The following is a 7275-nucleotide window of genomic DNA, read 5'->3' on the forward strand; positions in this document are numbered from 1 at the left end:
CTCGCGATAGCATCAACGCGGTCTATACGACAAGCCGCTCAAGCCAACTGCTGACGCATCGCCAATTCAACCCCGCGGATTTCCGCCAGGCCCTTGAGGCGTCCGATCAGCGAATAGCCGGGGCTGCTCTTGCGATGCTGGTCATCGAGCAACTGGTGGCCGTGGTCCAGTCGCAGTGGCAAGCGCGGGCCGCTTTCACGTTCACGGCGCAGGTCCTCAGCAACCAGTGCACCAATTACCCCGACCATATCCACATCACCACCCAGGTGATGAGCTACATGGAAGCTGCGCGGGTCCGCCCCGCGGCGGGTCGAGCGCAGGTGAGTGAAGTAAATGAAGGGCGCAAATTGCTTGGCCATCGCCACCAGATCATTGTCTTCACGCACGCCATAGGAGCTGGTGCAGAAGGTCAGGCCGTTGGCCGGGCTAGGTGCAGCGTCCAGCAGTCATTGCGCGTCTGCGGCGGTGGACAAAATACGCGGCAGGCCCAGCAGCGCCCTGGCGGGTCGTCCGGGTGCTGATGGCCATGCGCACTCCCGCCTCTTCGGCGACCGTGATCACTTCAGGCAAGAAATGCCCAAGATGTTCGCGCAGTTTCGCTCCGTCAATTTCGGCGTAGGTACGCAGCAAGACGCGGAAATCTTCCAGCGAGTAATGCTCTTCGGCACCCGGCAGACCGGCAATCAGAGTGTTGACCAGCTTCTCGCTCTGCTCGGGGCTGAGCTTGTCGAAATAGGCCCTGGCCTGCTGGATATCTTGCGTGCTGTACTCGACCTCTGCCCCCGCACACATAACCAAAATCCTCTTTACCCTGAACAATCAAACAACATAATCAACCGTCATCTCACGGATGATTGCGTTGTTAAATAAACACCTGCCGCTGACATCATAAAGCCTGAGAACTGTAATATATTTAGCCTTTCACCCAGCACCAGATAGCCCATCACTGCAGTTGTCGATGGAATCAAATAGAACAAACTGGCGACTTTAGATGCTTCGCCACGACGCATCATCAGAAAAAGAACACTAACAGCACCAATCGAATTAACAAGACTCAACCAGCCCGTTGCCAGTAATACTGTCAGATTAAAATTTACTTCGAACCGTTCATAAATATAAGCTAGCGGAGCGACAACAATACTGGCGACAGCAAGCTGGATACAGCCCGCCGCACGTAAATCAACATGGGTAACATATTTTTTCTGGTAAATGGCCCCAGCACTGATCCCGCACAGTGCAAGGAGTACAGCCAGGTAGCCTGCCCATTGAGCGTGCCCAAGACCGATTTTGTCGAGCACCACCACAACAACACCAAACAAGCCAACAAAAAGACCAACCACCTGCTTTTTAGTCACATTCTCATCAAGCAATACCACCGCTCCAATAGCCGTCAATATAGGCATCATGCCCACTATGAGTGCTGATACACCTGCTGAAACACCAAGACTTAAACCCGCGTAGAGTCCTGAAAACTGAAGTGCTTGTACGAGAACTCCTACAACACATAGATGCATATATATTGCAGGAGATTTCGACCATGCCGCGCGCATAAAAAGCGCCACGAGCAACAATATCAACGCGGCACTTGAAAACCTCATAAATATCAACGTGTAAGGCCCGGAAAATGGCAGCGCCAACTTGCCCGCCACATACCCTGAACTCCACATCAAAATGAATAAAGTTGGCCAGCCCAAGCGGTGATATGCTTTATCGATCGCAGGAATTGCAATAGTCATCGTACAGGCTCCTATCAATTGCAAAGCAATTTCAAATCAGCGAGTGCACACTTTGACTGGATGGCCTGTTAACCGGTAGACCTCATTAGATCAACGCTAAGTTGACAGGAGCGCAACAATGACATTTTCCAAAAATATTAATACCGCACGGTGGATGTTGACGTTTGCCAAGATCGTAGAGTGCGGGAGCATTTCAGAAGCTGCACGGGCTTTGGCTCAAGATAAAGCCGTCACCAGCCGCCAATTGCGCGACCTGGAGAGCAGCATGGGCATTCGATTATTGAACCGCAACACCCGACATCTGAGCCTGACCGACGTCGGATCAATAATTTACCAGCGCGCGGTAAAAATTGCGCAGGAGCTAGAAGGCGTTCGCTCTGACGCGGAGCAATTTGTTGGTCAACCCTCAGGTGTATTGAGAGTCAGTACATCTGTAGCTTTTGGCAAGCTGCATGTTATGCCGCTACTGGTTAGCTTCACGAGAGACAACCCCCTTATTTCCATCGAACTCTGCCTTCTGGATCGACATGTCAACCTAGTTGAAGAAGGCTACGACCTGATGCTTAGACTTTGTAATGAGCCTCCCGCCAACCTCTGCGCAAAATATATATGTGAAATCACCTATGTACTGGTGGCAACAGATAAGCTTTTGCAAAGTAGCGACCCCATCAAACACCCTCGGGATCTGACGTCACATAATTGTCTTTTTTACGGTTTTCATGACAGAAAGTCGACATGGGTTTTTATCAGCAATGGCGTACAGCATACGGTAAATATCACCAACTCTTTTTCCGTTAACAATAGTGAAGCCTTGCGCGACTTGGTCATGAGCGGGGTCGGTATCGCCTTGCTACCCAGGTTTGCCGTAGCAAAGGATATTGCGAGCAGAGCGCTTCAACGAGTGTTGCCCGAATACGAGGTCACAGGCTCCATTGGTGATTCTTTATACTTGATACATATGCCAGGACGATACTTGCCCGCCAAGACCAGCACCTTCATTGACTTTTTGAGGACACAATGGACCCCCCTACCTCCTTGGGAGGTTTAGCCAGCTTGAGGGTGCTTCTTCGGGAGTATCAAGGTACACAAACACACACAAATACGAATAAAACTCATATGCAACAGATGTTCAAGGTGCGATAAACTTCCGCCGATAAAAGTCAGCTCCAGGCCAGTTTCCCGTACAAGGATCGTCATGTTTATACGCATACTCCCCTTCGCCCTCGCGGCCCTGTTCCTCGCGGGTTGTCAGTCCAATAGCGGTGCCCCCGAGGCCAGGCTCACACCCGCGCAAAAAAAGGAGCTGGGCCAGCAACGCGCAGGGTTTGCAAAGCTGATGATAAGGGTTCTGGCACGGGAAGGAGATCTGGCCAACGCCCTGGAGCGCGATGGCAGTTTCAATCTGATAATCACCATTGATGACAAAAACCGCGTCATTGCTTGTGACACTCAACCCAACAAGACATTCGACCGCAAGCTCTATCCCTACAACGCGCAGTTGGCCAAGGACCTGCAGTCGATCTGCTGGACGTCGGTGCTCCCGGAAATGCCCTGGTCGCTGGCCGACACCAAGGAAAAATTCCAGGAAATCGTCGCCCCGGTAGCGGTTTACCCACTGACCGGGCTTTCTGCCGAAGCCCGTGCGCGACGCGCCACGGTATTGCAGGACAAGGCGAAAAATGACTTTCTGTTCAAGCAACTGCTCGCACCGCTGCCCATCGACAGCATTGGCGTGGCCACGTTGATGATCATGAGCGACAGCAGCGGCCGTGTGCTGGAGTGCGCAGCCAGCCTGGACCCGCATGCACTGCGGCCTCATGAATTCAAGCAGGACGATGCCTTGCTCGCCAGCCTGGTCCAGCACTGCAAGCAACTGGACATGAACGCTTTGCCGGGCTACGCGCCCAATGCCAAGGCCATGACCAGTTCATTCCATCGAATTGAATACACGCCTTGGAAAGCCGGGCTTAAATCCGATGTAAAAACGCCAGCGCTTTAAGCCTGCTCAATCGCAAAATTGCTCCATGACTGGCTGACGGCACTGATCGCCTGCCCCATGTCCATTGCCTTTGCCCTCTACCAGGCAGTGGATGTACTGAGTGATCATTTAACCCCGGTAATGGCGGCGATGCGCAAAATGGGAGCCGCGGTTTACAGGGTGGGCGTCGGGGTTTTAACACTGACAAACCCCGACTCCAGACCAAACACCTCAACCCCCTCGGCGGTCGACTGACCGATCGTGACCTCACGCTGCATTACTGGCCCGTCAAGGCTCTCACGGTGCTGCACGAAGCTGGTATTACCGGCCTGCTCAACCGCGGCATGGGGAATGATATAGCTGTTGTCATTGCGGTAGGTCACGATCGTCATGTGTGCGCTCATGCCTAATCTGACGTCCATGAATTCACCGCTTTCTGGGCTGTTAACGGTGACAGTGATCGCGAATCTCGCCGCACTGCCGGCACTTTCATCCGCAACCGCCAATTGGCTGATGGCGCTGACATAACCGCTCAGTTTACGGCCCTTGAATCCATCCCCGGAGATCGTGACTTTTTGGTTGAGGACGAACTTGTTCACATCTGATTCCGCCACCAGGCTGACGACTTTGAACCCGGACGTGTTGGCCAGCTTGATCAATTGCTGGCCTTTTGCAAACAGGGTGCCCTGATGCAGAGTGCCTGCTTCACCCGCTGCCAGCTGCGGCGCACCAAGGGCCAGCACAACCCCCGAAAACGGTGCGTGAAGCGTCTTTTTTTCCAGTAAGGCGTTTAACTGTTCATGGGCAACGGATGCATTCTGGTACTCCATAGCGGCAATGGTCCTGGCCTCCCCCGTACCGGCCGCCAGCACATCCTTGAGCTGCGCCTGGGCCGCCTTGAGCTCAAGCAATTGCTGGGAGCGCTGCTGCTTCAGGGCATCGCGCTCGTTACGCGCAACAATGCCTTTTTGATAGAGCGCTTCAACTTGAGCGAACTCCACATCAAGTGTCTGCATCGACAGTTCGGCAATTCTGAGCATCTGCCGGGCTTGCCTGACTTCCGGCCCCGTCGACCATGCACGATAAAGCTCAACGACTTGCTGCATCCTCAACTTGCTGGCCAGTGCATCCCTGATCTTGATTTCAAGGAGCGCGGTATCAAGCGACAACAAGGCTTGCCCCTGTTCTACCTGCAGGCCCGGGCTCAGCTTATTGGCCAAGGCAACAGCCTCAAACGGTGCAGTGACAAGCGCTGTCTCGATTGGCTCGATCTTGCCCACCAAACCGATTTCATGCTCCAACTGCTGGCTGCTGACCGCGACCCAGGCAACAGCAGGTTCAGGGGCCACAGGCAGCAAAAATAGCAATGCCGCACTCAATACCACCCCCCCGGCCAAAACAGGCTTGCAACCTCCCTTCAAGACCTTGAACCGATCAAAAGTTTTCAAGTGATATCTCCCAACTCTCCAGCATCACACCCAACAGCACATCGAGCCTGGCCCTGGCATCCAGATATGAAATTTTCGCGTTCAAGTTCGCGTCTTCAGCCCCCCGCAGGTCGGCTTCAAAACTGATGATCTGAAAATTGCTGGATCTTCCAGCGTTCAACTTGTCGTTCTCTATAGACAACTTGCGCCTGGATAACTCAATGACTCGCTGGGATATCTCAAGTTGGCGCCAGAGAGTGTTCAACCCCCGGACTGCATCAGTGACCTGACGCTGCAATTCCATCCGCGCCTCTTGTTGGAGCAACTGCTGCTGTTCCAGCAAGCTCTGCGCATTGACCTTGCCCTGGCGGATACCGAGATCACCGATGGGGATTTCCAGCTTGAGCCCCGTGTAACTGTCCCACGCTCGACTGGAACCGCTGATGCTGTGCTGACCCCGCTGCTGATTGACCCCTGCCACAAGCGACAAATCCCAACGGGCCTTGTCTTGTGCAAGGATCAAATTGATGGCTGCCTGCTCACTCTGCAGCAATGTACTCAGGTAATGCGGCTGCTTGGCCTGCGCCACGCTTAACGCGGTGGTCTGGTCGATTTCAAGCCGGGTCACTTGCAGGCTGTCACTGGCGCGGACAGGTGTCGACAGGTCGAGCGCCAGAAGCTTGAGCATCTGTAACCGGCTCGCATCCAGCTGATTTTTCGCCTCTTCTACCGCCAACTCCTGTGACGCGATATCCGCTTCAATTTGCACAACATCAAACTGCGCGACACGCCCGGCAACAATCAACCCCTTATTGACCTCCAATAACGTAGCCGCCCGCTCAAGCGCAGCCGTTGCCAGCGTCACTTGATTCTGGGACTTCAGCAGCGCCCGATAGGCCGAAATAATGTCAAACAGGGTTTGCGCCACACTCGCTTTCAAGTTCAACTGGTTGACTTGCTCAGTCAATTTGGCCAGGCGCAAGGGAGCCGTAGTCACGTCTTTCCCCGCCCCTCTCAGAAGCGGTTGGGTCAAGGTCAGCGCCAGACCGTCACTGCTCAGGTCACCGGCATTTTTCGCGGCATTAAGTTGCTGATCCCAGTTGAGTTCAAGATTGGTCCCGTATTCGCCCAGCAAGCTCACCGACGGTGCAATGCCGGAGCTACGCACGTTATCGGCACTGCCTCTGGAAAACCGGTGAGTTGCGCTGAGCTTCAATTTCGGGTTGAACATGTCATCCGCTACAAACAGATCGAACTTCTCCCTCAAACGCTGAAGCTTGAGGCTGCGGATGTTGTAGTTTCTTCTCAAGCCCAGCGAGACGGCTTCAGCCAATGACAGGTCAACTGAGTGCTGACTCCATGACTCACTGCGCTGACTTTCGACTTCTGCCTGCGCTGCTGTGAGCTGTTTCGACAGAATCAAGGCAAAACAGCCAACGCTGAGCACCGCTGACCATTTAATAATCACGAAGTGCCTCTGCAGGTGTAAGCCGCGAAGCCGCGAGCGCAGGTTGCAACCCGAAGAAAACGCCGACAAGTAATGTGCTTGTAATACCCAACGGCACAGAAACCAGAGCCAACTCAAAGGCCCAGTCCGAAATCATTGAATAAAGCCAGGCCAACAAAATACCTAAAGCTGCTCCCAGCACAGCACCGAGTGCGCTGAGCGTAAGTGCTTCGAACAAAAACAGATTGCGTATATCTTGCCGACGGGCGCCAATGGCCATGCGCAAACCAATTTCAGTACGACGTTCAGAAACATTCATGTACATAATATTCATCACCGCAACACCGCCACCCACCAGCGTAATGACCCCCAACGCCATCAATAGATAATTAAAGGTTCTGTTCTGAAGGCTCATTGCTTTCATTATTTGCTGTGGCACTATCATTGTCACAGTGCGGGTTTTAAACGCATGACTTAAGCGCTCAAATACCTGCGCAGCAACAAGCTCAATATTTTGCCCTGGTGCGATACGGATGATCACATCGGCAATACTCGCAGCGCTGTCCACTCGTGCCAAACTTTGAAGCGGGGCGGTTGCAGGAGCTGAGTGCAACACGGTTATTGAATTGAAGCCGGAGCATCATGCCGCATAGCCAAGGCTTCCTGCATCACCTCTCCCATGACTTC

At 53.5% G+C, this 7275-nt stretch carries 6 protein-coding genes and 1 pseudogene; 2 read left to right on the forward strand and 5 right to left on the reverse strand.

Annotation, left to right across the window (positions count from 1 at the left end):
• Positions 1 to 38: 38 nt before the first annotated feature.
• Both uxuA and ACZRMH_RS22255 read right to left on the reverse strand, forming a co-directional pair.
• Positions 39 to 783 (reverse strand): annotated as a pseudogene (gene uxuA / locus ACZRMH_RS22250) (mannonate dehydratase); the annotation flags it as partial.
• A gap of 56 nt (positions 784 to 839) precedes the next feature.
• Positions 840 to 1736 carry a DMT family transporter gene (locus tag ACZRMH_RS22255; protein ID WP_464015315.1) on the reverse strand — a complete coding sequence of 299 codons (897 nt, stop codon included), beginning with the start codon at positions 1734 to 1736 and terminating at the stop codon, positions 840 to 842.
• A gap of 118 nt (positions 1737 to 1854) precedes the next feature.
• Between ACZRMH_RS22255 and ACZRMH_RS22260 the strand changes: the two genes are divergently transcribed.
• Together ACZRMH_RS22260 and ACZRMH_RS22265 are read left to right on the forward strand one after the other, a co-directional pair.
• Positions 1855 to 2784 (forward strand): LysR family transcriptional regulator, encoded by a 930-nt coding sequence (locus ACZRMH_RS22260; RefSeq protein ID WP_464015316.1) that lies wholly within the window; start codon positions 1855 to 1857, stop codon positions 2782 to 2784.
• A gap of 147 nt (positions 2785 to 2931) precedes the next feature.
• Positions 2932 to 3735, forward strand: a complete 804-nt coding sequence (locus tag ACZRMH_RS22265) for a hypothetical protein (RefSeq protein ID WP_464015317.1) — start codon at positions 2932 to 2934, stop codon at positions 3733 to 3735.
• A gap of 152 nt (positions 3736 to 3887) precedes the next feature.
• On the opposite strand, the gene ACZRMH_RS22270 is transcribed toward ACZRMH_RS22265, so the two are convergent.
• Genes ACZRMH_RS22270 through ACZRMH_RS22280 form a run of 3 tightly spaced genes read right to left on the reverse strand, consistent with a single transcriptional unit; the run spans position 3888 to position 7156 of the window.
• Entirely contained in the window at positions 3888 to 5162 is a 1275-nt protein-coding gene (locus ACZRMH_RS22270) for an efflux RND transporter periplasmic adaptor subunit (protein ID WP_464015318.1), read from the reverse strand.
• Entirely contained in the window at positions 5149 to 6609 is a 1461-nt protein-coding gene (locus ACZRMH_RS22275; RefSeq protein WP_464015319.1) for a TolC family protein, read from the reverse strand. The genes ACZRMH_RS22270 and ACZRMH_RS22275 overlap by 14 nt, the downstream gene beginning before the upstream one ends.
• Positions 6599 to 7156: an ABC transporter permease gene (locus ACZRMH_RS22280; RefSeq protein ID WP_464015320.1), complete on the reverse strand. Its 558-nt coding sequence runs from the start codon at positions 7154 to 7156 to the stop codon at positions 6599 to 6601. Before ACZRMH_RS22280 ends, ACZRMH_RS22275 begins: the two co-directional genes overlap by 11 nt.
• Positions 7157 to 7275: the final 119 nt, after the last annotated feature.

This window comes from Pseudomonas sp. B414, assembly GCF_055408445.1.

What these genes read in the sequence shown, in the direction of transcription:
- ACZRMH_RS22255 (WP_464015315.1), bottom strand. Translation starts at nt 1,736, where the DNA reads ATGACTATTGCAATTCCTGCGATCGATAAAGCATATCACCGCTTGGGC.
- ACZRMH_RS22260 (WP_464015316.1), top strand. Translation starts at nt 1,855, where the DNA reads ATGACATTTTCCAAAAATATTAATACCGCACGGTGGATGTTGACGTTT.
- ACZRMH_RS22265 (WP_464015317.1), top strand. Translation starts at nt 2,932, where the DNA reads ATGTTTATACGCATACTCCCCTTCGCCCTCGCGGCCCTGTTCCTCGCG.